We start from the raw sequence: 24,522 nt of genomic DNA, 5'->3' as shown, positions 1-24,522 counted from the left end.
GAAGCGGGGGAATTCTTAAGTATTGCCTGGCAAATTTCGCCGTCCTGCACAGGGGCGGATCAGGCGTCCGGGCCGCCGCCGCGAGGGCGCGGCCCGGAGATACAGCGTGTACAGCGAGTGAGACTTCAGCGTCACGCGGTCATGACGACCGCGCTGATCAAACGACGCTTAGATCTTGCCGACGAGGTCGAGCGACGGCTTGAGCGTTTCTGCGCCCGGCGTCCACTTGGCGGGGCAGACTTCACCCGGGTGCGATGCCACGTACTGGGCAGCTTGCACCTTGCGCAGCAGTTCCTTGGCGTCACGGCCGATGCCGTTGTCGTGGATTTCGCACAGCTTGATCTCGCCTTCCGGGTTGATCACGAACGTGCCGCGCAGTGCCAGACCTTCTTCTTCGATCATGACGTCGAAGTTACGCGTGATCGCGCCCGTCGGGTCGCCGACCAGCGGGTACTGGATCTTGGCGATGGTGTCCGACGTGTCGTGCCATGCCTTGTGCGTGAAGTGCGTGTCGGTCGACACACCGTAGATCTCAACGCCCAGCTTCTGGAATTCTGCGTACTGGTCGGCCAGATCGCCGAGTTCCGTCGGGCAAACAAACGTGAAGTCAGCCGGGTAGAACACGACAACCGACCACTTGCCCTTCAGGTTTTCGTCAGAGACCGGAACGAACTTGCCGTTGTGGTATGCGGTTGCGTTGAACGGCTGGACTTTCGTGTTGATGAGAGACATGCGTTGTTTCCTCGCTCTGGGTTGGGAAAAGGTATGGACGAAGATTAAGGGATCCTCGGCCATTTGAAAAATTGGTTGCTTTGATCGCGGGAATAAACCGTGCCTATCGGACCCCGGAAAAGCCCTATGAAGGCCGCCGAAGCCCGCCAGCCGGGCGTCCGCGCCGCCCGGGGGCGGCCCGAGCAACCGTCGGGGCGGTGAGCATACAACGAAACTGCGACATCGCGCCTCACTTCCCCGTCCCGTTCATGCCCCATATCGGTGCATTTTCGAGGCGTTCGTGGGGTCGGCGCGCGGCTTTCAGCGCCATGTTGCCTCGCGTTTCGTGACAAGCAGCGGCACGCGAGGCACAACAGGCGGCGGAAACGTGGCGCGATCGTGGCGTGATCCGCAACCGCTGTGATCGCCCGATGCGCGCCGGGTTCCGCGGGACTGACGCCATTACGTCGTCCGTTACGGCGCGCGCCGCATTCATCAGATGCAGGCGCAACCGCCATTCCTCAATGGCTTTGCGACAAAACGCGTTCTGAGCGCGCCCAAATCGCCTCAAAGCGCGCCGCCACGCGCCGTTGCCGCGCGCGCAGCCAGCCGCTCGCGCAAATACTGCGTGAAGGCGCGGATCGTCACGGACGCCTCGCGATGCTGCGGATACAGCGCGTGCAGCGCGTTCGGCGGCGGCATGTAGTCCTCCAGCACCTCGACGAGCACGCCCGCGTCCACCGATCCCGCCACGATGAAGTCCGGCAGATAGCAGATGCCCAGCCCCGCGATGGCCGCGTCGCGGATCACCTCGCCATTGTTGGCGCGCAGCGGCCCGTGCACCTCGAACGGCGTTCGCACGCCATCGACGATGAATTCCCACGGCGCACGACCCTGTTGTCCGTAAGGCAGGCAGTCGTGCTGCGCGAGTTCGTCGGGCGTTTGCGGCGCGCGCCGGCGGCGCCGGTAGCCGGGGCTGCAGCACGCGATCATGCGCACGTCGATGAGCTTTTGCGCGACCAGCGAGGAATCGGCCAGCCGCCCGATACGCAGCGCCATGTCGAACCCTTCGCCGATCACGTCCACGGTGCGGTCGCTCAGATCCATATCGAAGCGCACGTCGGGATGCTCGCGCAGGAATTCGGCGACCAGCGGCGACAGATGCGCCATGCCGAACGACATCGGCGCACTCACCTTGAGCAGCCCGCGCGGCTCCGAACGGCGCGCCGACATGGCCTGCTCGGCCTCGATCACGTCGGCGAGGATGCGCTTCGCGCGCTCGTAAAAGTCCTGGCCGAGATCGGTGACCGCCAGCTTGCGCGTGTTGCGCACCAGCAGGCGCGCGCCCAGATCGGCCTCCAGCGCCGCCACGCGGCGGCTCACGAACTGCTTGGAAAGCCGCAGCCGGTGGCCCGCCGCCGTGAAATTGCCCGCATCCACGGTATTCACGAAGATCCGCATGTCGTCGAGTTGCATTGCGATTGTCCACTTCAATGTGACAGTGAGTACTATTTTACGGCGATTTACATCGCTTTGATTGACCTAAACTCTCTTCCATCGCAGCACAACATTCCGGGCCGAAACGGCCCCACCGAACTGGAGAGAGAACATGATCGAACTTCGCAAAGCAGACCAACGTGGCCGCGGTGAACATGGCTGGCTCAGCTCGCGTCACACCTTTTCGTTCGCGAACTACTACGACCCGAAGCAGACCGGCTTCTCGGACCTGCTGGTGATCAACGACGACCGCGTCGCTCCGGCGCGCGGCTTCGGCAAGCACCCGCACCGCGACATGGAAATCTTCTCGTACGTGCTGGAAGGCGCGCTCGAACACAAGGATTCGATGGGCACGGGTTCGGTGATCGTCCCCGGCGACGTGCAGCTGATGAGCGCCGGCACGGGTGTGGCGCACAGCGAGTTCAACCATTCGGCCGATCAGCCGGTGCACTTCCTGCAGATCTGGATTGCGCCGAACGAGAAGGGCGCGCAACCGCGCTATCAGCAGAAGAACATCGCCGATGAGGAAAAGCGCGGCAAGTTCCGCCTGATCCTCTCGCCGGACGGCGCCGACGATTCGCTGCTGCTGCGCCAGGACGCCCGCGTCTACGCCGGCCGCCTCGACGGCGCGGAAAGCGCGAAGGTCGAGATCGGCGCCGAACGCCACGCCTATGTGCACGTGGCACGCGGCAGCGTGAAGCTCAACGGCGTGGAAATGGGCGAAGGCGACGGCGCGCGGATCCGCTCGGAACGCGAACTGACCTTCACCGACGGACACGATGCCGAAGTCCTGGTGTTCGATCTGCGTAATATCGAAGTGTCGGAACTCTGGTCGTAAGCCCTGCACGTCAGGGCGTGCAAACCGGAGTCAGGCGGCCTGTTTCGACGTGTCGACGGTATCGACGTCATGGATCGACAACGATACGAACGAACCCAGGCCGCCGCCCGGCGAGCGCGCAAATCAAGTCAATAACTTAAACGCCTCAATCAAATTTTTCGGAGAAATACACCATGCGACATAACCTGTTCGGGCAAGGCAACGATGCCGTCCTGCTGGTCTCGCGCATCCTGCTGGCCGCCCTGTTCGTGCTGTTCGGCTGGTCCAAGATCACCGGGTTCTCCGGCACGGTCGATTACATGGCGCACGTGGGCGCGCCCGCGCCGATGCTCTCGGCGGTGATCGCCGTCGTCATGGAATTCGTCGTGGGCATCCTGATCATCGTGGGCTTCTATACGCGTCCGCTCGCCGTGCTGCTCGCGCTCTACACCGTGGCGACCGCGATCATCGGCCATCACTTCTGGAACATGACGGGCGCCGACCAGATGGCGAACATGATCAACTTCTACAAGAACGTGAGCATCGCGGGCGGTCTGCTGGCCCTCGCCGTGGCCGGTCCGGGCAAGTTCTCGATCGACCGGCAGTAAGACGACGGGCCGACGCTCCGCGCCGGTCAAGCCGAAGGAAACGCGCTGCGACGCAAGACTCTTGCGAAGCGGCGCGTTTTTTATTGTGCGGCGGGCTTCGCGGCGCTCGCCCATCGGCCGGACGGCATAGGCTATTTGACCGAATTGTCGAACGCCCGCCGGCCATGCGAGGATGCTCCGAACCCCACAGGAGTCAGGAGCGCCCCATGCAGCACTCGCACGACCCGCAGAACCCGCAGGCCCCGCGCAATCCGCCATACCGTGGCGTGAATCGCGAACGCGCGCAGCGCGTCCTGGCACGCGAGCGCGAAGCGTTTGTCGCCGCGCGCCCGAAGTCACGCGCGCTCTCGGAACAGGCGGCGCGGCATCTGCTGTTCGGCGTGCCGCTGCACTGGATGAACGACTGGTCCACGCCGTTCTCGCTCTATGTCGACGCCGCGCGCGGCGCGGCTTTCAGCGACGTGGACGGCCATCGCTATATCGACTTCTGTCTCGGCGACACGGGCGCGATGTTCGGCCACGCACCGCCCGCCGTGGCGCGCGCGCTCGCGAAGCAGGCCGAACGCGGCTTCACGACCATGCTGCCCGGCGAAGACGCGGTGGCGGTCGGCGCGGCGCTCGCCGAACGCTTCGGCTTGCCTTACTGGCAATTCGCCATGACCGCGAGCGACGCCAACCGCTTCGCGCTGCGCTGGGCGCGCGCGGCCACGGGGCGCAACGTCATCGTGGTGTTCAACGGCTGCTATCACGGCACCGTCGACGACGTCTTCGTCGACCTGATCGACGGCGTGCCCACTCAACGCGCGAGCCTGCTCGGCCAGGTGCACGACCTGCTGCCGCATACGCGCGTGGTGGAGTTCAACGACCTCGCGGCGCTCGAACAGGCGCTCGCGAACGACGACGTCGCATGCGTGCTCGCCGAACCGGCCATGACCAACGTCGGCATGGTGCTGCCCGAAGCGGGCTTCTGGCGCGACGCGCAGGCGCTCATCAAGCGCCACGGCGCGCTGCTGCTGATCGACGAAACCCACACCATCAGCAGCGGCCCGCGCGGTTACGCGCGCGAGCACGGCATCGAGCCCGACCTGTTCGTGCTCGGCAAGCCGGTGGGCGGCGGCGTGCCGTGCGCGGTATACGGCTTCAGCGCCGACCTCGCGGGACGCGCGCAAAAAGCCAAGCTCAATGCGCCGCCGGGTCACTCGGGCATCGGCACTACGCTCACGGCCAATGCGCTGTCGATGAGCGCGATGCGCGCGACGCTCGACGAGGTAATGACCGAAGCTGCCTATGCGCAGATGTTCGCGCTCTCGGAACGTCTGGCGACGGGACTCGCCGCGATCATCGAGACGCACGCGCTGCCGTGGTGCGTGACGCGCGTGGGCGCGCGCAGCGAGTTCCAGTTCTGCGCCACGCCGCCGCGCAACGGCAGCGAAGCGCGCGCCGCCATGGACGACGCACTCGAACACGTGATCCATCTCTATCTGCTCAATCGCGGCGTGCTGATCACGCCGTTCCACAACATGATGCTGGTGTGCCCCGACACCACGGCCGACGACGTCGACCGCCTGCTCGCGGCCTTCGGCGCCTGCGTGGGAGAACTGTGCGCGGCGTAAGCCAGCCGCATGCGTGAGTTGCTATGCTTCGGCGGCTCGCGGCGTCGCCTTGGCGGCACGCCGTGTTACGACCTTGTCGTTTACTTTTGTCATTGTTTTCAGCCCGACTTTTCCAGCACGCGCGATGTTCGACCCGCAAGAAAATCTGTCCGCCTATCTCACTTCGCTCCAGCAATCGGCGCTCGGCGCGCTCAAGCGCTTGCCGCTCAAGAGCCGCGCCGCGCAAGGCACGCTGATGGCGTTGCGCGCCGTATGCGGCGCGGGGCTCGCGTATGCCATCGGCCACGCGCTGCACACCGAGCAGGCATTCTGGGCCGCGATCACGGCCATCGCCGTCACCCAGCACGACTACGCGGACACGCTCGCGCAGTCGCGTGACCAGTTCATCGGCGCCATCGCGGGCGGCGTGGTGGGCTTCGCGGCGGCCACGCTCGGGCCCGAAAATCTCACCGCGTATCTGGTGGCGGTGGCGGTCGTCATCATCGCGTGCTGGTGCCTGCGCGTGAGCACGGCGGCGCGCCTGGGCGCGATCACGACCACCATCGTGCTGCTCGTGCCCACGCACGGCCCCGTGTGGGACGTGGCGCTGTTCCGGGTGGCCGAAGTGGCGATCGGCATGGCCTGCGCGGTGCCGGTTTGCTGGGTGTTTTCGTTGGTGGAAAGGAAGTGGCTACACGTTTGAGCAGGGGGCGCGAAGAAGGGCCTGATGCCTCGTCCGAAGAAAGAGTCGCCCCACGCTCTCAACCCTCGCGAAATAATCCATCTCCGTTCGCTGCGCAATCCTCAGCCGATTAGCGGCGATAATCAGCAGCGTCGTGCCGATGGGCCGGCGCCGAAGCCTCGGCCTGGTGCGGCTGCTGCGCGCGGTCACCGCGCAATTGCCCCCGCAGGCGCGAAATCGTGCGAAACTCCGGGCCGCGCCCACGTCGGCGCACGAGATTTCGACCGATTTTCGCCACCATCAGCGCCGCGCAGCCATCCGGCCGCCGCGCGCGTCGCACGACCATCGCACATCCATGAACACCACGACCCGTCATCCCGCCCCGAACGCTTCGTCGCGCAAGACCATTTCTCTGCTGCAGATGCTCGCGCTGATCGCCTTTGGCGGCATCGCTGGCTCGCTCCTGGTCCGTCTGTTCGTCTAAGCGCGGCGCGCCGCACGGGACGCCCAGGAATCCGTTTTCGCTTATGTACAAGAAAGGCGTCGCCCTCGAAATCCAGTTCTCCCCCGAGCGTCTGAACGACGGCGCCGGCGATCCTTACTGGATCGACTTCACGGCTGAAGAAGCCGCCGCGCTGCTCGACACGCTGCAAACCCGGCTCGCGAACCGCGAGAGCACGTCGGCGCCGCTCGTCGTCGCGCTCGACACGCCGCGTGGGGACGCGCAGGCCGAGTCCGCGCAAGACACGAACGCGCCGAAAGCCGCACAAGCCGCACAAGCGGCCGACGACAGCTTCAAGCAATGGGTCTGTGTGATCTGCGGCTGGGTCTACGACGAGGCCACCGGCGCGCCCGATGACGGCCTCGCGCCCGGCACGCGCTGGGCCGACGTGCCCGACGACTGGCGCTGCCCGCTCTGCGACGTGGGCAAGGAAGACTTCGCGCTGGTCGAGTTCTGAAGCACGCGTTCTGAAGCTCGCGCCCCGCGCTCAACGACGCGCGGGGTCATCTACCGACGCCCACGCACGCTCAAGCCCCCTCGCGCCCGTGCGGCTCATAAAACAGCGCGAACAGTTCCGACTGCGAGCTGACGCCGAGCTTGGCGTAGATATGCTTCTTGTGCGCCCGCACGGTCTCGAATGAGATCTCCAGCCGCTCGGCGATCGCGCGCGTCGAAAACCCGGACAAACTCTGCCGCACGACCTCGACTTCGCGCGCGGTCAGCGGCGTGCGTCCGCTCTGCTGCGTGACCGCTTCGAAGCGGCTCGCGTAATCGAGCTCGCGCTCCTCCGCCGATACACGTTCCGCCACGGCTTCGGATTGCGGCGCGCCCTCGGCCTCGTCGGCGGCCACGCGCGGCTCATAGGCCAGGCGCTGGCGCATCAACGCAATCACCCACGGCGCGAACATCGCGAACTGCGCCACATCGCGTTCCGTGTAATGGTGCTTTGCGCCCAGCGAAAAAATCAGCGTGCGCCGCGCATCGAGCGGCACGTTGAACTGCACTTCGTCGCCGATGATGTTGCTCTTGAAATAGCGCTGGTAGTAATCCGTCATGCGGAAGTTGTCGGGCGCGACTTCGGCGAGCGTGATCAGCCCCGCGCGCGGCCTTTCGCATGCGTTGATGTAGAACGGATCGAGCTGGTACATCCCCTCCAGATACGCGCGGAACAAGAGATCCACGGTGCCGTCGGGCATCGGCGACTCGCCGCACACGAGCGGCGCGCGATCGCGCACGAAGACGAGCGCCACCCAGTTGTCGAAGGCGACGAAGCGCTCGATCACACGGGTCGCGCGGGTCCAGAAATCGGGGCCGTCGAGGGCGTCGATCAGCGTCGCGATGTGATGATGGAACGCGCGGTCCTGCCAGTCGGGTTCCATGAGTCCTCCGATCAGGGTACCCCTGCTGGGTAATTCCTGGACAAAAATAACGTGGTGATAATAGCCGCTCCTGATGCTCGCGCGGCCATTTTATAAGCTCAACGCCTCGCGAGCCCGTAGTTAGAGGCAGAATCGGAGACAGACATGCAACTCGAACTCGCGCAAATTCCTCTCGTGGACGGCGCCGTCGCGCCCAACCTCGAACGCACCCTGGACGCCATCGGCAAGCGTCGCGCGGGCACCGACCTCATGGTGTTTCCCGAAGCCACGCTCACCGGTTTTCCCACGCGCGAGAACGTGCGCGACATCGCCGAGACGCTGTCCGGCCCGTCGCTGACCCGCGTGCGCGACGCCGCGCGCGACGCCAATGTGGCCGTCGCCGTGGGCCTCGCCGAACGTGACGGCGAGCGCTTCTACAACACCACCGTGCTGATCGACGAGCGCGGCGAGATCGCGCTGCAATACCGCAAGACGCATCTGTGGGCCACCGACGTCGGCGTGTTCACGCCCGGCGACCGCTACGAAGTCTGCGAATTCAAGGGCATGACGGTCGGTCTGCTGATCTGCTACGACATCGAGTTTCCCGAGACCGCGCGTGCGATCGGCTCGCTCGGCGCCGAAATGCTGGTCGTCACGAACGGCAATATGGATCCGTTCGGCCCCGTGCACCGCCGCGCGATCGTGGCGCGCGCGATGGAAAACCAGATGTTCGCGGCGCTCGTGAACCGTATCGGCGACGGCGACGACAACCTCACGTTCCCCGGCGAGTCGGCGCTGATCAGCCCGTTCGGCGACGTGCTGGCCGAACTGAGGAACGAAGACGCAGTGCTGCCGGTCACGGTCGATCGCGCGCTGCTCGCGCAGAGCCGCGAGCACTACAGCTATCTGCACGACGCGCGCATCGCGCTGAATCTCGCCGACGAAAACGACGCGCAGGGCCGCCGCTCGCTCAATATCCGCGCGCGGACGCGCTAAACCAGTTTCACCGCGGCGGCGCGCGCCAGCCTCACGCGCGCCGCCGCGAGCACCCAAAAAATAAAGCAACGAAGCGTGGCCCGAACACCGGCCATCGCTCGCGTCAGGCTCGCGACGCGCACTGATTCGTACCCCGAATCAAATTGTGCAACACGAAGCCAGACGCCTCACTCACGCATGCGCAGAGATCGGCTGGACTTCACTCGCAGATCCTTGCAACCCACCCGCAGCATTTCGGAGACACCTGCATCATGAAGCCATCCTCGCCACCCGCCCAAGGCTCGCATAGCGCGCGAGAACCGCACCTCAAGCGCACGCTCGGCCTGCCGTCGGTGCTGCTGTTCGGCCTCGCCTACATGGCGCCGCTGATCGTCTACGGCACCTACGGCGTGCTCGCCGGCGCAAGCCAGGACACCGCCGCGCTCGCGTACCTGATCGCGCTCGTCGCGATCGTGTTCACGGCGCTCAGCTACGGCAAGCTCGCGCGTCTGTTCCCGGTCGCGGGCTCCGCCTACACGTACACGCGCAAGAGCTTCAACGCGCATCTGGGCTTCATGATCGGCTGGGCCACGCTGCTCGACTACTTCTTCCTGCCGATGGTGATCTGGCTGATCGGCGCGGCCTATCTGGGCGCCGCGTTCCCGAGCATTCCGGCGTGGATCTGGATCGTCGCGTTCATCGTGCTGACGAGCGGCCTGAACGTGCTCGGCATCGAACTGGCCGCGCGCTTCAACATCGTGCTGATGGTCGTGCAGCTCGGCATCGCCGCCGTGTTCGTCGTGCTCTGCTGCCACTACGCCGCGGCCGCCGCGGGTCCGGGCGGCCTGCTGACCGCGCAGCCGTTCTTCCAGCCGCACGTGCCGCTCTCGGCGACGATGGCGGGCGCTGCGATTGCCGCGTATTCGTACCTCGGCTTCGACGCCGTCTCGACGCTCACCGAAGAAACCATCGAGCCCGAAAAGACCATTCCGCGCGCCATCGTGCTGATCGCGCTGGTGGGCGGCGCAATCTTCGTGATCGCCGCGTACACGCTGCAGCTCGCGCATCCGGGCGCCGTGTTCAAGGACCCGGATTCGGCCGCGTTCGAAATCGCGCGCAAGGTCGGCGGCGACATCTTCGTCACGATCTTCCTCGCGGGCCTGATCCTCGCGCAGTTCGCCTCGGGCATCTCGGCGCAAGCCAGCGTGGGCCGTCTGCTCTACGCGATGGGCCGCGACGAAGTGCTGCCGAAGTCGATCTTCGGCTACATCCACCCGCGTTTCCGCACGCCCGCGATCAACATCGCGATCGCCGGGATCGTCGGCCTGATCGCGCTGAAGCTGGACGTGGCCACGTCGACGTCGTTCATCAACTTCGGCGCGTTCCTCGCGTTCACGTCGGTGAACCTCTGCGTGATCCGCCAGTACTTCAGCGGCGCGGCCGGCACGCGCGGCTTCGGCGTGCTCGGCGGCCTGGTGTTCCCGCTGATCGGCGCGGTCACCGACCTCTGGCTGCTCTGCAGCCTGGAAAAAACCGCGATCGTGCTCGGCGTGGTCTGGTTCGTGCTCGGCCTCGCGTACCTCGGCTGGATCACGCGCTTCTTCCGCCGCGCCCCGCCGGAAATGGCGGTTTAAGCCTTGAAATAAGCCTCGAAACAGGCCTCAAAATACCGCGCGTTCCGTACGCGCTGAAATAAAAAACGGCGAGCCGCCCGCATGGGCGCTCGCCGTTTTTCGTTGCACGCGCAACGCGTCAAATCCCTTCAAATCACTGATCGGTCAAGCCCGCCAGCCGCGCGGCGGCCATCACTTCGCGCTTGGTATCGAGAATGTGCCGCTCGATCAGCTCGACCACGTCGTCCACAGCGCGCCGTTTGCAGGCGTCGACGATCTCGTAGTGATCGCGCTGCACGTCGCCCTTTTCCGTGTCGAGCGACATGCGCAGATGCGGATAGCGATTGGTCGTCGACAAACAATATTCCTCGATCATCTTGCGCAGCCGCTGGTTGTTCGCGGGCGCGCACAGCGCGAGGTGGAACTGGCGGTTGTACTCGGCCCAGTCGGCGGGCGAGGTGGCGGCGTCGTAGGCGGCGAGGATGCGCTTCATCACGTCGATGTCGGCGGCCACCATGTTCGGCACCGCGAGCTTCGCCGCGTAGGTCTCCAGCGCCGCGCGGATATCGAGCAGTTCGCAGATCTCGTGCGTCGACATCGCCATCACCACCGCGCCGCGATTGAGCTGATAGCTCACGAGCCCTTCGGCTTCGAGCTGGCGCAGCGCCTCGCGCACCGGAATGCGGCTCGCGCCGAAGCGCTCCGCGAGGCTCTCCTGGCGCAGTTGCGCGCCCGGCGGCAGCACGCCGCGCAAGATCTCCTCGCGCAACTGCTCGCGGATGGTTTGAGGCAGCGATCGCTGGTCTTCCTTGCCCTGCACTGTCGTCATGTGTTCGTGTGCGTTTGCGCCAGCCGAACGCCGGCCGACGAAAAAAAGTTGTCGTCGTTTTTTTTGCCTGCCAGAATTGGATACAATCCGATCACTGATGGATACTTGTTGAGGCAGAGTGTATCCGTCAATCAATCGATTTGCCGTTGCCGCGTCCTTGTCTGGAGACCGTATGGGATGTTGTAAACATCTGAAAAACAAACAATTTTAGCGTATCCGCCGGACCGCCCGAGGACGTTGCGGACGCAACGGATTCAGGCCGGATCGAGGACGGTTCGGGCGCCAGCGCGCGCCCGGCGGCCGGCGCCGACCGATTCACCCCTATGCAGAACGGCACGCCGCGCATTCCCGTGCGCGGCGCGGGCCCGCCTGCGCCCATGAAAACGTAGAACGCTGAGGAGAGAACCAAGATGGCACGCCACACCACCCCGAGCCTGCGCCTGCGCGCACCCGTCATGATCGCCGCGCTCGCCGGCCTCTGGAGCGCCGCCGCGCTCGCCCAGGGCACGGACGTCAAGATCGGCTTCGCCGCGCCGCTGACCGGCGGCCAGGCCCACTACGGCGCCGACTTCAAGAGCGGCGTGCAGATGGCGCTCGAGGACGAAAACGCCACCAACCCGACCATCGGCGGCAAGCCCGTGCACTTCGTGATCGACGCCTACGACGACCAGGCCGACCCGCGCACCGGCACGACGGTCGCGCAGAAGCTCGTCGACGATGGCGTGTCCGCCGTGATCGGCCACTTCAACTCGGGCACCAGCATCCCGGCCGCGCCGATCTACGCGAAGGCCGGCATCCCCGAAATCGCCACGGCCACGGCGCCCGCCTACACGCGCCAGGGCCTGCCGACGACCTTCCGCCTCGTGACCTCCGACGCGCAGCAGGGCAGCGTGCTGGGCGCCTACGTCGTGAAGGATCTGAAGTTCAAGCGCTTCGCCGTGGTCGACGACCGCACGGCCTACGGCCAGGGCGTGGCCGAGGAATTCGCGAAGGCCGTGAAGGCGGCGGGCGGCACCGTGGTCGCGCAGGAATTCACCAACGACAAGGCCGTCGACTTCCGCTCGATCCTCACGCACATCAAGTCGGCCGACGTCGACGCGATCTTCTACGGCGGCGCCGACACGCAAGCCGCGCCGATGCTCAAGCAGATGAAGTCGCTCGCCATGAAAGCCACGCTGATCGGGCCCGACATGGTCCATTCGGCCGAGCTGATCAAGATCGCCGGTCCGTCGGCTGAAGGCGCGCTGGCGTCGTCGGGCGGCAGCCCGCTCGAACAGATGCCGGGCGGCAAGGACTACGTCGAGCGCTACACGAAGCGCTTCAACAAGCCGGTCGAACTGTACTCGCCGTATGCCTACGACGGCACGCGCGCCGTGATCGCCGCGATGAAGAAGGCCAACTCGACCGATCCGCACGTGTTCCTCGCTGCGCTCAAGGCGACCAGCATGAAGGGCGTGACGACCAACGAACTCGCCTACGACCAGTACGGCGACCTGAAGTACGGCGGCGTGACCGTCTACAAGGTCGTGAACGGCCAGTGGCAGCCGCTCACGACGGTCGGCACGAAGTAAAGCATCGTTCCACGCGGCGATGGGCCGCCCTTCGGGGCGTTCCGGCGCCGCGCGGTCCAGGGGAACAGCCGGCGGTACCCGGCTGCGGCGCGCCAGCGGCGGATCACACTTCTCCGTCCGCCGGGACGCGCGCCGGGTTGACACGGGTTTTCGCTCCACGCGAAAGCCCGTTTTTTTTGGCCATTTTTTTCGCCACGCTTTTGCCGCGCGATGGCGGAGAATAGTATGGTGAGTAGGCGCTCACTTTCGCCATGTGCGTCGTTTTGCCGTGGTTCAGGTGCGCGATTTTGTCTGCTTTCGCTCGTTTTCGGGCCCGCCGATCGCGCCCCCGATACGACCGTTCGGTCGTGGAAACCCGAACCGAACTACAATGCTTGCCGTCCGACGTTTGCCGCCTCGCCTCCTCGAATATGTCCCGTTTTTCCCGAGTTGCCCCGTTTCTGCTGATTCCGCTAGCCGCCGCGCTGGGCGCGTGCTCGTCCGCGAAGCCTAAATTCCAGGACGACCAGCTGTGGAGCAGCGCCCCCAGCCCGTTCTCGCGCAATTTCGCCTATGGCAGCGCCGACGCCTGCGAAGCCTCGCGCCGCGCGCTGCTGAGCCAGGGCTACATGACGACGATGGCCAAGAGCGACACCGTCGACGCCACCAAGAACTTCCAGCCGACCAGCGACCAGCACATCGTCGTGGAGGTGCACGTGGTCTGCACGTCCGGCGACGCGAGCAATTCGAGCATGGTCTACGTGAACGCCGTGCAGAACGGCTATGCGCTGAAGAAAAGCGATACGTCGGCGAGCGTGGGGCTGTCGATTCTGGGGTCGGTTTCGCTGCCGATCCGCTCGAACAGCGACGAGATGGTGAAAATTTCGAGCGAAACGATCCAGTCGGGCACGTTCTACACGCGCTTCTTCGATCTGGTCAGCCATTACCTGGGCACGGTGGCGAAAAGCGAGCCGGTGCCGGGCAGCGGCGCGATCCAGATCACGCCCCTGCCGCCCGAGATCCTGCCCACGACTGCGACGGCAGCGACGAGCGAGACCGCTTCGGCGGGCTCGGCGGCGCCTGCGGCTGCGGTGGCTGCGGCCGCGACCGGCGCGGCGGCGCTGCATAACGCCGCCGTACCCGCGACGCCGGTGCTCGGCCCGAAGGCCGCTGTCGCGGGCGCGACGGCCAACGCCGCGGCGAATGCTGCTGCGGCGGCGGGCGTCGTCACGAATAGTGCGCCCACGCCGGGCGCGACGCCGGCCACTGCGGCGGCGGCAGCCACGCTGTTGACGCCGGTGGTGGCTGCGGCTCCTGCTGCTGCTTCGGCGGCATCGGCTACGGCCACGACGGCCACGGCAGCGGCCAAGCCCGAGAGCGCCGCGTCGGCGGCCAGCGGACCCGCCGCGGCGGCGGCCGCTTCGGCCGCGAGCGCACCGGCTGCGCCCACGGCGGCTTCGTCGCCGAACAATGGCGGAACGTCGAACCATTCGTCCGTCGATGCCACCACGGCGTCGCAGAACGGTGCGAACGGCGCGAGCAACGCGAATGGCGCCATCGACGCCATCGCGGCATTCGCGTCGGCGGGCGCTGACGCGCAAGGCGCGTCGGGCGTCGCCGTCAGCTCGGCGCCTTAATCAACCCAGGCGCCTTAGCGCGTCGCCCCGGACCAGCCGGCGCGCGACGCGCGCCGCTCCCCGCATCAAGGGCCGAATCAAGCGCCCGTCACGGCTCCGCGCCTAGCGCAGCCCGGCCATCGCCGCGCCCATTCCCACCAGCAGCCCGCCCATCAGCCGGTTCACCGCGCGTAGTCGGCGCGGCCGCTGCAACACGTGACGCAGACGGTGCGAAAACAGTGCCATCGACGCCACACCGCCCGCGAACAGCAGCGCAAACGTCGCGGCCAGCACGAGATATTGGCGATTCGCGCTCCACGCCGCATCGGCGCTGATGAACTGCGGAAAAAACGACGGAAAGAACAGCAAGGTCTTCGGATTGAGCCCCGATGTCGCGAACCCGCGCCAGAACAGATCGCGATGCGAAGTGAGCGCCGGCTCCGCTGCCTCGCCTTGCGCGAGCGCTTCCGGCTGCGCGCCGCCGAGCGAGCGGCTGCGCCACTGCTTGCAGCCCAGCCAGACGAGATAAGCCGCGCCGACCCAGCGCAGCACGGTCAGTGAATGCTCACTAATGAGCAGCAGCGAATTCAGGCAGAACGCCGTCAACACGAGTTGCAGCAGCACGGCGAGCGTGCCGCCCCAGACGCAGGGCAGCGCGCGGCGCCAGCCGGCGTGAATGGCCTGGCTCATCGTGAGCACGTTGACGGGACCGGGGGTGTAGACGAGGACGAGCGCGGCGGCGAGAAACGACAAATACAACTGAAGCGACATGTTATTGGAGTACGACGGCGAGAAAGCGTGAGCGACGGAGGCGGCGCGCGGATAAGCGCAACGCCCGGGCAACAAAAAACCGCGCAGATCGTGCGCGGTTCTTAATAGCCTTCTTGTCCGATCGAACGTGGCTGCTGCGCGATAAACGCACGCAACGTCCGGTTGGCCGCCGCAGGGTGCAACGGTGAATCGGCCCTGACGGTCCACCGTAGCTTGTGGCTGCGGCGGCGCGCCTCGACGCGGGGAGGTGGCCGCGTGAGTCGTGCCGGTCAAGAAGGCATGGGTAAATTATCCCGCCGAACCCGCGGGATAGGCTTCCTGTTTTCCGGCAAATACCGGCTGCGACCGGAATCTCCTTCCGCTAAAATCGAATTTCCCTGTACAGAATTCTTTTTCGCCATGATCGCTCGCGAACGCCCGCCCAAAACGCTCGACAACCAGGATCTCAAGATCCTGCGCGCGCTCCAGCAGAACGCCCGTCTCTCGAACGCCGAACTCGCCGAGCAGGTGGGCATGTCGACCACGGCGTGCTGGAACCGCACGCGCCAACTGGAAACCGACGGCTATATCGACGGTTACGTTGCGCTCGTGAACCAGCGCAAGCTCGGTTTCGCCGATATCGTGATTCTCGAAGTCACGCTCGACCGCCACGAAGACGACGCGCTCGCGCGCTTCGGCGCGGAACTGGCCGCGCTGCCCGAAGTGCTGGAGGCGTATCTGGTGTCCGGCGAATACGACTACTGGATCAAGGTGGCCGTGGACGGCACCGCGGGTTACGAGCGCTTCCTGCGCGAAAAGCTCTATCGCATTTCGAGCATCCGTCACAGCCGCTCGATGTTCGCGCTGCGCTGCATGAAAGACGTGGCGTCGATGCAGGTATGAGGCGCGCAAACGCCCACGTTTGACGATTAGTTCGGCATCCGTATCAAATGGCCGGCTTGATCCCCTCTACCCGCGCGTATCCGGCGAGCGCGCGCCGCTCGCGCGCAGAATCATCCGCACGACTTCTTCCGTCGTCGCATCGAAACTCGCGGCGCTGAGCGCGCGCTTGCCCGAAAGCGCGCGAATCTGCGCTTCGAAATCGGCGTAATGCTGTGTGGTCGCCCAGATCATGTAGAGCAGCGTGCGCGGCTCCACGGGCGCGAGCACGCCTTCGTCGATCCAGCGCTCGATCAGCGTCACGCGCGACTCCATCCACGGCTTCACGCGCTTGAGCAGAATGTCCTGCATATGCGTCGCGCCGCTGATGATCTCGTTCGCCCACACTTTCGAGCCGAGCGGCCTGCGCCGCGACAGCGCCATCTTCGCGCGCACGTAGCCGCCAATCGCTTCGACGGGGTCGTCGCTCGCGTCGAAGGTGTCGGCGGCGGCGTTCCATTCTTCGAACACGTCGTCGAGCACGCGCCAGTAGAGCGCGAGCTTGGTCGGAAAGTAGTAATGCAGATTCGCCTTCGGCAGTCCGGCGCGCTCGGCGATCTGCGCCGTGCTCGCGCCCTCGAAACCGCGCTCGGCGAACACGGCTTCCGCGCAGGCCAGCAGATGCATTTCGTTCGACGCGCGGATCGATGCCTTGCGTCGGGGCTTGTGCGTTGCATCAGCGTCGGCGCCTGCCTGACGCATCGCGAGATTCGCGGCTGGCGTGGTCGTGTCGTCGTCGCGCATGGTGATCGGTCCGGTCGAGTGAGAAAGGCATCGCCTCGCAACAGCTGATGCAGAAAGGCGCGATGCCGGCTTCATTGTAGTCAGGGCTTGTGAACGACGCGTAGCGTCCCGTGCGCTCAACCGCGTCCACCCAGGATAAACACTCACGCGCCGCACGCATTCACGCACGCGCCTGAGTGGGTTTTCGCGCACTGCAACATCGATGGCACGCTTTTCGCTCGCAACACCGCATTGAATTCGCAAAGTTTATCGTCTACAACCTGTCCAATCGGACAGGATTCGGCAAGCGCGGAATCGGCGCACCGAACGGACGTCGCGCGCATGCACCGCCGTTGCGCAACACGCCCCAGACGATGGCACGAATGCACGAACGGCGCGCACGCATCGCCACGCAAAGCAGGCGAACGATGCAGGCGCGCCGCACCGCCCCACGATAAGGAGAGCCCCGCATGAACACCGTAAGCGAAGCCGCGCTGACCACCGCCATTCACGTGAACGGCCCGCGCCTCTGGGACAGCCTGATGGAGATGGCGAAGATCGGCGCCACCGCGAAGGGCGGCGTGTGCCGTCTCGCGCTCACCGACCTCGACAAGCAGGGCCGCGACCTGATCGTGAAGTGGGCGAAGGAAGCGGGCTGCACGATCAGCGTCGATCAAATGGGCAACGTGTTCATGCGCCGCGCGGGCCGCAACAACGACCTGCCGCCCGTCATGACCGGCTCGCACGCCGACTCGCAGCCCACGGGCGGCCGCTTCGACGGCATCTACGGCGTGCTCGGCGGACTCGAAGTGATCCGCGCGCTCAACGACCACGGCATCGAGACCGAGCATCCGATCGAAACGGTCATCTGGACCAACGAGGAAGGCTCGCGCTTCGCGCCCGCAATGGTGGCCTCGGGCGTGTTCGCGGGCGTGTTCACGCTCGACTACGGCCTCTCGCGCAAGGACGTCGATGGCAAGACCCTCGGCGACGAACTCGCGCGCATCGGCTATGCGGGCGACCTGCCGGTGGGCGGCCGCAAGATTCACGCGGCGTTCGAATTGCACATCGAGCAAGGGCCGATTCTTGAAGCGGAGAAGAAGACCATCGGCGTGGTCACCGACGCGCAAGGTCAGCGCTGGTACGAAGTCGTGCTCACGGGCCAGGAAGCGCACGCCGGCCCCACGCCCATGCCGCGCCGCCGCGATGCGCTGCTCGGCGCGTCGCGCGTGGTGCAGCTCGTCAACGAAATCGGCTTGCGCCATGCGCCGCTCGCGTGCGCGACGGTCGGCATGATGCAGGTGCATCCGAACTCGCGCAACGTGATTCCGGGCCGCGTGTTCTTCACGATCGACTTCCGTCACCCCGAAGACGCCGTGCTCGCGAAGATGGACGCCGAACTGCGCGAAGGCATTGCGAAGATCGTCGAACAAGGCAAGCTCGAAGCCGAAGTCGAGCAGATTTTCTACTACGCGCCGGTGCCGTTCGACGCGGCCTGCGTGAAGTCCGTGCGCGCGGCGGCCGAGCGCTTCGGCTATTCGAATCGCGACATCGTCTCGGGCGCGGGCCACGACGCGTGCTATCTCGCGACCGTCGCGCCCACGTCGATGGTGTTCGTGCCGTGCATCGACGGTATCAGCCATAACGAAATCGAGGACGCGACGCCCGAGTGGATCGAGGCCGGCGCGAACGTGTTGCTGCACGCGATGCTCGAACGCGCGAACGAACCTGGCTGATGCCGCGTGCTTGGACGTCGCCTGAATATCGCTTGAGCATCGCTTGAATGCCAGCGGCCACAGAGCCGCGCAGTGATTCCGCTTTGTCCCCACGTACCGGCCGCGCTGCCTCGCGCACGCGGCCGGCGGACCCGTGTTTTGCCTCGCAAGGAGCATCCGGATGTCCCACTCCACAAAGAACAACGCGCGTGCCACGCCCGGCATCGCAGCAGGACGACTCAGCGCGGAAGAACTCGGCTGCCAGTTCGCCGATGTCGCCCCGCCGCTTTCCGCAGGCGCAGCCGTGGTCGCCGCCGACCGCTGCCACTACTGCTACGACGCGCCCTGCGTCGCGGCCTGCCCCACCGGCATCGACATTCCCAGCTTTATCCGCAAGATCGGCAACGGCAATCTCAAGGGCGCCGCGCGCGACATCCTGAGCGCCAATCCGCTCGGCGGCATGTGCTCGCGCGTCTGCCCGACCGAAATCCTCTGCGAAGGCGCCTGCGTGCGAAATCATCAGGATGGCGAACCAGTCAGCATCGGCGCGCTGCAACGCCATGCCACCGACTTCCAGATGGCGCGCGAACGCGAAGGCGCGCCGCCGCTGTTCAAGCGCACCAGCGAAACGGGCCGCAAGGTCGCCGTGATCGGCGCGGGACCGGCGGGCCTCGCCTGCGCGCATACGCTCGCGCTCGCGGGCCACACGGTGACCGTGTTCGACGCGCGCGAGAAGCCTGGCGGCCTCAACGAATACGGCATCGCCGCGTACAAGACCGTCGACGATTTCGCGCAGCGCGAAGTCGCGTGGCTGCTCTCGATCGGCGGAATCGAACTGAAGCAGGGGCAGTGTCTGGGCCGCGATTTCACGCTCGATGCGCTGCGTGCGGATTTCGACGCCGTGTTCGTCGGCATCGGACTCGGCGGCACACAGGCGCTGAAGATCGAAGGCGAAACGCTCGACGGCGTGCGCGACGCCGTGGATTTCATCGCGGATCTGCGCGAGGCGAGCGATCTCGCGGCGTTGCCCGTTGGCCGCCGCGTCGTGGTGATCGGCGGCGGCAATACGGCCATCGACGCCGCCGTGCAAAGCCGCAAGCTCGGCGCGGAACACGTCACGCTCGCGTACCGGCGCGGCGGCGCGCAGATGAGCGCCACGTGGGTCGAACAGGAATTCGCGCGCACTCAGGGCGTGAGCCTCGTCGAGTGGATGAAGCCCGTGCGCATCGTGGGCGCGGTAGGCACGGGCCGCGTGGAGGCCGTCGAGTTCGAACGCACCGCGCTCGATGCGAACGGCGCGCTGCACGGCACCGGCGAGATCGAGCGCATCGAGGCGGACATGGTGCTCAAGGCGATCGGCCAGAAGCTGCTGCATGACGGGCTCAAGGGTCTCGACGCGCTCGCATTGACCGAAGGCGGCACGCGCATCGCCGTGGACGCCGATGGCGCGACCTCGCTCGCAGGCGTCTGGGCAGGCGGCGACTGCGCCGGGCACGGCGCGACCGACCTCACCGTGCAGGCCGTGCAGGACGGCAAGCTCGCCGCGCGCGCCATCGACCGCTGGCTCGCGGCGCAAAGCGAGCAGGCCGCCTGAGCGCGCCAATCGTACGAAGCGAACGCATAAAACGCACAAGCACGCGACACACAATCGACAAGGAGCCCCACCATGGCCGATCTGCGCTGCACGATTGCCGGTATCGAATCGCCGAATCCGTTCTGGCTCGCCTCCGCGCCGCCCACCGACAAGGCCTATAACGTCAACCGCGCCTTCGAGGCGGGCTGGGGCGGCGTGGTCTGGAAAACGCTCGGGCTCGACCCGCACGTGGTCAACGTCAGCTCGCGCTACGGCGCGACCACGTGGCGCGGCCAGCGCATCGCGGGCCTGAACAACATCGAACTGATCACCGACCGTCCGCTCGACGTGAATCTCAAGGAAATCGCCGAGGTAAAACGCAACTGGCCCGACCGCGCGCTGATCGTGTCGCTGATGGTGCCGTGCACGGAGGAGGACTGGAAGTGGATCCTGCCGCTCGTGGAAGACACGGGCGCGGACGCCGTCGAACTGAACTTCGGCTGCCCGCACGGCATGAGCGAGCGCGGCATGGGCGCGGCCGTGGGCCAGGTGCCCGAGTACATCGAAATGGTCACGCGCTGGGTCAAGGAAGGCACGCGCCTGCCCTGCCTCGTCAAGCTCACGCCCAACGTGACGGACATCCGCCACGGCGCGCGCGCCGCGTACAAGGGCGGCGCCGACGGCGTCTCGCTGATCAACACGATCAACTCGATCGTCGGTGTGGATCTCGACGCGATGGCGCCGCTGCCGACCGTCGACGGCAAAGGCACGCACGGCGGCTACTGCGGCCCGGCCGCCAAGCCGATCGCGCTGCACATGGTGGCCGAAATCGCGCGCGACCCGCAAACGCAAGGTCTGCCGATCTCCGGCATCGGCGGCATTTCCGACTGGCGCGACGCCGCCGAATTCATGGTGCTCGGTGCGGGCAGCGTGCAGGTCTGCACCGCCGCGATGCATTACGGATTCCGAATCGTTTCCGACATGATCGACGGCCTCTCGAACTGGATGGACGACAAGGGCTACGCGAACCTCGACGCGATCCGCGGCCGCGCCGTGCAGAACGTCACCGACTGGCAATACCTGAACCTGAACTACGACATCAAGGCGCGCATCGATCAGGACCGCTGCATCCAGTGCGGCCTGTGCCATATCGCCTGCGAAGACACCTCGCATCAGGCGATCACGGCGACGAAGGACGGCCAGCGTCACTTCGAGGTGGTCGATGCGAATTGCGTCGGGTGCAATTTATGCATGCATGTCTGTCCGGTCGACGAATGCATCACGATGGAGCGCGTCGATTCGGGCCGCTACGCGAACTGGACGACGCATCCGAACAACCCGGCGCGCGTGGCCGATCCGAAAGCGGCTTGAAGCACCGGCATGAAATACGCGCGTCGACTTGAATAAGAAACCCAACCACAAACCGAACGACAAGCCACGGAGAACCCGCATCATGAGCCAGTCAGCAGCCAGCAGCGACGCGAGCGCGCGCCGCAGCGCAAGCGAGCTCTACAACGACGATCTCGCGCCCACGAGCACCGCGCAGCGCACCTGGCGCTGGTATCACTTCGCGGCGCTGTGGGTGGGCATGGTGATGAACATCGCTTCGTACATGCTCGCGGCCGGGCTCACCGAGCAGGGCATGTCGCCGTGGCAGGCGGTCATCACCGTGCTGCTCGGCAACGTGATCGTGCTGGTGCCGATGCTGCTGATCGGCCATGCGGGCACGAAATACGGCATTCCCTATGCCGTGCTCGTGCGCTCCTCGTTCGGCACCCAGGGCGCGAAACTGCCCGCGATGCTGCGCGCCATCGTGGCGTGCGGCTGGTACGGCATCCAGTCGTGGCTCGGCGGCAGCGCCATCTACACGCTCGCGAACATCCTCACGCATAACGCGCTGGTCGGCGACGCGCTGCCATTTCTCGGCATTTCCATCGGCCAGGGCGCGTGCTTTCTGATTTTCTGGGCGCTGCAACTGTACTTCATCCTGCACGGCACCGATTCGATCCGCTGGCTCGAAAGCTGGTCCGCGCCGATCAAGGTCGTGATGTGCGTGGCGCTCGTCTGGTGGGCCTGCTCGAAGGCGGGCGGCGTCGGCTCGATGCTCTCGCAGCCCTCGCAATTCGCGGCGGGCGGCAAGAAGGCCGGCCTCTTCTGGGTCACGTTCTGGCCGAGCCTCACGGCGATGGTGGGTTTCTGGGCCACGCTCGCGCTGAACATTCCCGACTTCACGCGCTTCGCGAAGACGCAGAAGGATCAGCTCGTGGGCCAGGCAATCGGCCTGCCGATTCCGATGGCGCTGCTCTCCGTCGTCTCGGTCGTGGTGACGTCGGCGACCGTGGTGATCTACGGCAAGGCGATCTGGGACCCGATCGACCTGACGAGCCGCATGGAAGGCATCGGCGTGGGCATCGCGCTCGTGATCCTCACGCTCGACACGATGTGCTGCAATCTGGCCGCGAATCTCGTCGGTCCCGCCTACGACTTTTCGAGCCTCTGGCCCAAGGGCATTTCGTACAAGGCGGGCGGCCTGATCACGGCCACGCTCGCCATCGTGATGATGCCGTGGAAGATTCTCGCCACCACGCAGGGCTATATCTTCACCTGGCTCGTCGGTTATTCGGCGCTGCTCGGCCCGGTCGCGGGCATTCTGATGGTCGATTACTTCCTGATTCGCGGCACGCGTCTCGACACCGATCAGCTCTTCGAGGAAAACGGCGAATACGCCTACACGAACGGCTGGAATCGCGCCGCCGTGATCGCGCTGCTCGCGGGCGTGCTGCCGAATCTGCCGGGCTTTCTGAACATCGCGTTCCCGAGCGCGTTTCCCTCGGTGCCCGACGCGTTCAAGGGACTCTATACGTATGCGTGGTTCGTGGGCCTCGCCATCGCGGCGGTCGTCTACGGCGTGCTGATGAAGCTCGGCAAGAGCCGCAGGCCGAGCATCGCGAACGCATAAAACCACGGGAAATGCAGGCTCAAACCGAAGGAGACATAGCATCATGGCGATCCTGATTCGAGGCGGCACCATCGTCGACGCAGACAAGACGTATCGCGCGGACGTGCTCTGCGAAAACGGCACGATCCAGGCGATCGGCGAGAACCTCGACGCGCCCGCGAGCGCCACCATCGTGGATGCGGGCGACCAGTACGTGATGCCCGGCGGCATCGATCCGCACACGCACATGGAGCTGCCGTTCATGGGCACCAAGGCGCACGACGACTTCTACACCGGCACGGCGGCGGGACTCGCGGGCGGCACCACGTCGATCATCGACTTCGTGATTCCGAACCCGAAGCAGCCGCTCATGGAAGCGTTCCGCGAGTGGCGCGGCTGGGCCGAAAAAGCCGCCGCCGACTACGGCTTTCACGTGGCCGTGACCTGGTGGGACGAGAGCGTGCACCGCGACATGGGCCTGCTCGTGAACGATCACGGCGTGTCGAGCTTCAAGCACTTCATGGCGTACAAGAACGCCATCATGGCCGACGACGAAATCCTCGTGAACAGCTTCGCGCGCTCGCTCGAACTGGGCGCGCTGCCGACCGTTCACGCGGAAAACGGCGAACTCGTGTTCCAGCTACAGCGCCAGTTGCTCGCGCGCGGCTTCACGGGACCAGAGGCGCATCCGCTCTCGCGTCCGCCCGAAGTCGAAGGCGAGGCCGCGAACCGCGCGATCCGCATCGCGCAGGTGCTCGGCGTGCCCGTGTATATCGTGCACGTCTCGGCGAAAGAGGCGCTCGAAGCGATCACGCGGGCGCGCGCCGAAGGCCAGCGCGTGTTCGGCGAAGTGCTCGCGGGGCATCTGGTGATCGACGAGGCCGTCTATCGCGACCCGGACTGGACGCGCGCCGCCGCGCACGTGATGAGCCCGCCGTTCCGCAGCAAGGAGCATCGCGACACGCTCTGGCGCGGCCTGCAAGGCGGCGTGCTGCACACCACGGCCACCGATCACTGCGTGTTCTGCGCCTCGCAGAAAGCCATGGGCCGCGACGATTTCACTCGGATTCCTAACGGTTGCGGCGGCGTGGAAGACCGCATGGCGATACTCTGGGATCAGGGCGTCAACACGGGCCGACTCACGCCGAACGAATTCGTGCGCGTGACCTCGACGAACGCCGCGCAGATCTTCAACCTCTATCCGCGCAAGGGCGCCGTGGCCGTGGGCGCGGATGCCGATCTCGTGGTCTGGGACCCGGAAGCCACGCGCACGATCTCGGTGAAGACGCATCATCAGAACGTCGATTTCAACGTGTTCGAAGGCATGACGGTGCGCGGCGTGCCCACGCACACGCTTTCACAAGGCGAACTGGTGTGGGCGAATGGCGATTTGCGCGCGAAGCGTGGTGCAGGGCGTTATCTGAAGCGGCCTGCGAATCCGGGCTATTTGCAGGCCTCGCGGCTCGCGAAGCAGTTGAAGGAAACCGAGCCCGTGCATCGCGAGGGCGACAAGGTGAAGTGAGCGTGACTCAGT

The 24,522-nt window shown here is 65.8% G+C and carries 22 protein-coding genes; 16 read left to right on the top strand and 6 right to left on the bottom strand.

From position 1 onward, the window contains the following. Positions 1 to 168: 168 nt before the first annotated feature. Together ahpC and U4Y88_RS20795 are read right to left on the bottom strand one after the other, a co-directional pair. Positions 169 to 732: an alkyl hydroperoxide reductase subunit C gene (gene ahpC / locus U4Y88_RS20800; protein WP_224013658.1), complete on the bottom strand. Its 564-nt coding sequence runs from the start codon at positions 730 to 732 to the stop codon at positions 169 to 171. 546 nt (positions 733 to 1,278) lie between these two features. Further along, on the bottom strand, positions 1,279 to 2,187 hold the full coding sequence (locus tag U4Y88_RS20795) for a LysR family transcriptional regulator (RefSeq protein ID WP_321786047.1): 909 nt from the start codon (positions 2,185 to 2,187) through the stop codon (positions 1,279 to 1,281). A 133-nt stretch (positions 2,188 to 2,320) separates the two neighbouring features. On the opposite strand from U4Y88_RS20795, the gene U4Y88_RS20790 reads away from it, so the two are divergent. The 6 genes from U4Y88_RS20790 to U4Y88_RS20765 all read left to right on the top strand — a co-directional run bounded on the left by U4Y88_RS20790 (position 2,321) and on the right by U4Y88_RS20765 (position 6,866). Further along, the gene (locus tag U4Y88_RS20790) at positions 2,321 to 3,046 is read left to right on the top strand and encodes a pirin family protein (protein WP_065057591.1); all 726 of its coding nucleotides are present in this window, start codon (positions 2,321 to 2,323) and stop codon (positions 3,044 to 3,046) included. Between the two features lie 173 nt (positions 3,047 to 3,219). Continuing rightward, positions 3,220 to 3,633: a DoxX family protein gene (locus U4Y88_RS20785; RefSeq protein WP_205995712.1), complete on the top strand. Its 414-nt coding sequence runs from the start codon at positions 3,220 to 3,222 to the stop codon at positions 3,631 to 3,633. 206 nt (positions 3,634 to 3,839) lie between these two features. Then, positions 3,840 to 5,246: an aspartate aminotransferase family protein gene (locus U4Y88_RS20780; protein WP_321786045.1), complete on the top strand. Its 1,407-nt coding sequence runs from the start codon at positions 3,840 to 3,842 to the stop codon at positions 5,244 to 5,246. A gap of 124 nt (positions 5,247 to 5,370) precedes the next feature. Continuing rightward, positions 5,371 to 5,928, top strand: coding sequence for an FUSC family protein (locus tag U4Y88_RS20775; protein WP_310630330.1), 558 nt, complete (start codon positions 5,371 to 5,373; stop codon positions 5,926 to 5,928). Positions 5,929 to 6,067: 139 nt separating this feature from the next. After that, entirely contained in the window at positions 6,068 to 6,391 is a 324-nt protein-coding gene (locus U4Y88_RS20770; RefSeq protein WP_310630331.1) for a hypothetical protein, read from the top strand. 43 nt (positions 6,392 to 6,434) lie between these two features. Continuing rightward, the gene (locus tag U4Y88_RS20765; RefSeq protein WP_321786043.1) at positions 6,435 to 6,866 is read left to right on the top strand and encodes a rubredoxin; all 432 of its coding nucleotides are present in this window, start codon (positions 6,435 to 6,437) and stop codon (positions 6,864 to 6,866) included. Positions 6,867 to 6,936: 70 nt separating this feature from the next. On the opposite strand, the gene U4Y88_RS20760 is transcribed toward U4Y88_RS20765, so the two are convergent. Then, entirely contained in the window at positions 6,937 to 7,788 is an 852-nt protein-coding gene (locus U4Y88_RS20760; RefSeq protein ID WP_321786042.1) for a helix-turn-helix transcriptional regulator, read from the bottom strand. Positions 7,789 to 7,932: 144 nt separating this feature from the next. Between U4Y88_RS20760 and U4Y88_RS20755 the strand changes: the two genes are divergently transcribed. Next, on the top strand, positions 7,933 to 8,763 hold the full coding sequence (locus U4Y88_RS20755; protein WP_321786040.1) for a carbon-nitrogen hydrolase family protein: 831 nt from the start codon (positions 7,933 to 7,935) through the stop codon (positions 8,761 to 8,763). Positions 8,764 to 9,014: 251 nt separating this feature from the next. After that, entirely contained in the window at positions 9,015 to 10,376 is a 1,362-nt protein-coding gene (locus tag U4Y88_RS20750; RefSeq protein ID WP_321786037.1) for an APC family permease, read from the top strand. Positions 10,377 to 10,509: 133 nt separating this feature from the next. Here the strand turns inward: U4Y88_RS20750 and U4Y88_RS20745 are convergent, their stop codons facing one another. Beyond that, positions 10,510 to 11,184, bottom strand: a complete 675-nt coding sequence (locus tag U4Y88_RS20745) for a GntR family transcriptional regulator (protein ID WP_321786035.1) — start codon at positions 11,182 to 11,184, stop codon at positions 10,510 to 10,512. A gap of 410 nt (positions 11,185 to 11,594) precedes the next feature. On the opposite strand from U4Y88_RS20745, the gene U4Y88_RS20740 reads away from it, so the two are divergent. Next, positions 11,595 to 12,755, top strand: a complete 1,161-nt coding sequence (locus U4Y88_RS20740; RefSeq protein ID WP_415774476.1) for a branched-chain amino acid ABC transporter substrate-binding protein — start codon at positions 11,595 to 11,597, stop codon at positions 12,753 to 12,755. A 410-nt stretch (positions 12,756 to 13,165) separates the two neighbouring features. Beyond that, positions 13,166 to 14,371 (top strand): DUF2242 domain-containing protein, encoded by a 1,206-nt coding sequence (locus U4Y88_RS20735; RefSeq protein WP_321786032.1) that lies wholly within the window; start codon positions 13,166 to 13,168, stop codon positions 14,369 to 14,371. 102 nt (positions 14,372 to 14,473) lie between these two features. On the opposite strand, the gene U4Y88_RS20730 is transcribed toward U4Y88_RS20735, so the two are convergent. Further along, the gene (locus U4Y88_RS20730; protein WP_321786030.1) at positions 14,474 to 15,121 is read right to left on the bottom strand and encodes a LysE family translocator; all 648 of its coding nucleotides are present in this window, start codon (positions 15,119 to 15,121) and stop codon (positions 14,474 to 14,476) included. Between the two features lie 399 nt (positions 15,122 to 15,520). Between U4Y88_RS20730 and U4Y88_RS20725 the strand changes: the two genes are divergently transcribed. Next, positions 15,521 to 16,003, top strand: a complete 483-nt coding sequence (locus tag U4Y88_RS20725; protein ID WP_065057580.1) for an Lrp/AsnC family transcriptional regulator — start codon at positions 15,521 to 15,523, stop codon at positions 16,001 to 16,003. 66 nt (positions 16,004 to 16,069) lie between these two features. On the opposite strand, the gene U4Y88_RS20720 is transcribed toward U4Y88_RS20725, so the two are convergent. Next, the gene (locus U4Y88_RS20720) at positions 16,070 to 16,783 is read right to left on the bottom strand and encodes a TetR/AcrR family transcriptional regulator (protein WP_415774475.1); all 714 of its coding nucleotides are present in this window, start codon (positions 16,781 to 16,783) and stop codon (positions 16,070 to 16,072) included. Positions 16,784 to 17,232: 449 nt separating this feature from the next. Between U4Y88_RS20720 and U4Y88_RS20715 the strand changes: the two genes are divergently transcribed. The 5 genes from U4Y88_RS20715 to hydA all read left to right on the top strand — a co-directional run bounded on the left by U4Y88_RS20715 (position 17,233) and on the right by hydA (position 24,510). Then, the gene (locus U4Y88_RS20715) at positions 17,233 to 18,498 is read left to right on the top strand and encodes a Zn-dependent hydrolase (protein WP_321786028.1); all 1,266 of its coding nucleotides are present in this window, start codon (positions 17,233 to 17,235) and stop codon (positions 18,496 to 18,498) included. Positions 18,499 to 18,658: 160 nt separating this feature from the next. Further along, positions 18,659 to 20,071 (top strand): NAD(P)-dependent oxidoreductase, encoded by a 1,413-nt coding sequence (locus U4Y88_RS20710; RefSeq protein WP_321786026.1) that lies wholly within the window; start codon positions 18,659 to 18,661, stop codon positions 20,069 to 20,071. Positions 20,072 to 20,143: 72 nt separating this feature from the next. Continuing rightward, positions 20,144 to 21,421 (top strand): NAD-dependent dihydropyrimidine dehydrogenase subunit PreA, encoded by a 1,278-nt coding sequence (gene preA / locus U4Y88_RS20705; protein WP_224008617.1) that lies wholly within the window; start codon positions 20,144 to 20,146, stop codon positions 21,419 to 21,421. A gap of 82 nt (positions 21,422 to 21,503) precedes the next feature. After that, positions 21,504 to 23,009 carry an NCS1 family nucleobase:cation symporter-1 gene (locus U4Y88_RS20700; RefSeq protein WP_224008619.1) on the top strand — a complete coding sequence of 502 codons (1,506 nt, stop codon included), beginning with the start codon at positions 21,504 to 21,506 and terminating at the stop codon, positions 23,007 to 23,009. Between the two features lie 43 nt (positions 23,010 to 23,052). Further along, the gene (hydA, locus tag U4Y88_RS20695) at positions 23,053 to 24,510 is read left to right on the top strand and encodes a dihydropyrimidinase (RefSeq protein WP_321786024.1); all 1,458 of its coding nucleotides are present in this window, start codon (positions 23,053 to 23,055) and stop codon (positions 24,508 to 24,510) included. Positions 24,511 to 24,522: the final 12 nt, after the last annotated feature.

Origin of the sequence: Paraburkholderia sp. J94, assembly GCF_905220285.1 — a bacterium.
Classification (GTDB): Bacteria; Pseudomonadota; Gammaproteobacteria; order Burkholderiales; family Burkholderiaceae; genus Paraburkholderia; species Paraburkholderia tropica_A.
This window is presented reverse-complemented; position numbering and strand designations above follow the sequence as displayed.